1 protein-coding gene is annotated in these 1,409 nt (G+C 38.1%); it reads right to left on the reverse strand.

Going from position 1 to position 1,409, the window contains the following annotated elements; translation table 11 throughout:
• Positions 1–316 precede the first annotated feature (316 nt).
• The gene (locus tag F6K38_RS41950; protein WP_008181423.1) at positions 317–1,048 is read right to left on the reverse strand and encodes a calcium-binding protein; all 732 of its coding nucleotides are present in this window, start codon (positions 1,046–1,048) and stop codon (positions 317–319) included.
• Between the last annotated feature and the right edge of the window lie 361 nt (positions 1,049–1,409).

A 1,409-nucleotide genomic window follows, 5' to 3' on the forward strand; every position in this document is an offset into this window, starting at 1 on the left:
TGGGCATGTAGAGATGGGGTTTGGGTTTGCGATCGCAGCTGTACCTGAACAAGAAACCCAGGGAATGTAGAGATGAGGAAAGGGTGTGCGATTGGCCTTTAGGCCACGCTACGCGAACGCAGCCATCGAAAAGACAGATCCAACCGCCGGGCTAGTCATTACAAAAAAAAGACCCATCATCGGGTCTAGAAACAATATAGTTGGAAGCGCATCGGACTATTGAACTTCCAGAAAAGATTTGTGAATAAGGTCTATTTTTGGTTTTTCCCCATAGAGGAAGAGCAACTACCGAATAGGTGAAGCTGACAATAACAAATTAGAATAATACTGAATTGGTAAAGAAATCAGCATTATCGATTTGACTAGCCTGAACTCCAACTACAACTGCTAGAAGGTCACCATCGTTAACTATTTGAGTTCCTTGGTTTGTATCAAAAAAGTCCAAGTTTTGAAAATCTGAGTCTACTCCAAAAAATCCTATAACAAATTTAGCTTGACTAAGATCAAAGTTAAAGATAGTATCAAACCCTTCACCTGTAGCTAAAACGACTTGAGCAGCACCTGTCCCTAAAAAGACTTGGTCTAAACCTGGGCTATCAAAAATTATATCATCTCCACCATTAGCAAAAATAATATCATCCCCACTGCCATCAACAAATATCTCTTGGCCTGAAGATCCTGTTAAAGTGTCATTTCCATCAAAACCAACAAGCAAATCATTGCCACCGTTGCCATTCAGCTGATCATCACCAGCACCGCCAAAAATTGTATCATCTCCCGAACCACCATTGATTTGGTTATTGCCAGCACTACTTCCAAGAATTTCACCCTCATCACCAGCTCTCAGATTATCATTGCCACCGTTGCCATTCACTTGATCATCACCAGCACCGCTAAAAATTGTATCATCTCCCGAACCACCATTGATTTGATCATTGCCAGCAAAACCTTTAAGAGTATCATCCCCGCCGTTACCATTAATCTGGTCATCACCAGGAGTACCCTCAAGCAAATCATTCCCTGATGTTCCATTTATCGTTGTAATCATGTTTATATTCCTTGATAGTAAATACTATCCTTGATAACTAAAAATAATTATCTATCAAAAAAAATATTGTGTAAATACTGATCAGATAAATTCAGTAATTTGTATTATTAACCACGGATTATTGACTGTTAAATTGCTTAAATTATACACAAATTAACAATTTTTTTGACTATACAAGCGTTTGTCAGTTATTATAATTGTGTCTAACAATTATACTTTAATGAGAGAATAAATATCCAAGTATTAGTGGTCAGATAGTGTTACTGACTCCGATCATTTTCAACTTATTAGGCAAAGACAGCACTACCACAAACATGCCCTTGCCCTAGAATTAACCACCATCCCTAACATCAAGAGTAAT

Source organism: Moorena sp. SIO3B2 (genome assembly GCF_010692525.1).
GTDB lineage: Bacteria > Cyanobacteriota > Cyanobacteriia > Cyanobacteriales > Coleofasciculaceae > Moorena > Moorena producens.

Coding starts and splice junctions, on each gene's coding strand:
- F6K38_RS41950 (WP_008181423.1), bottom strand. CDS start 1,048: ATGATTACAACGATAAATGGAACATCAGGGAATGATTTGCTTGAGGGT.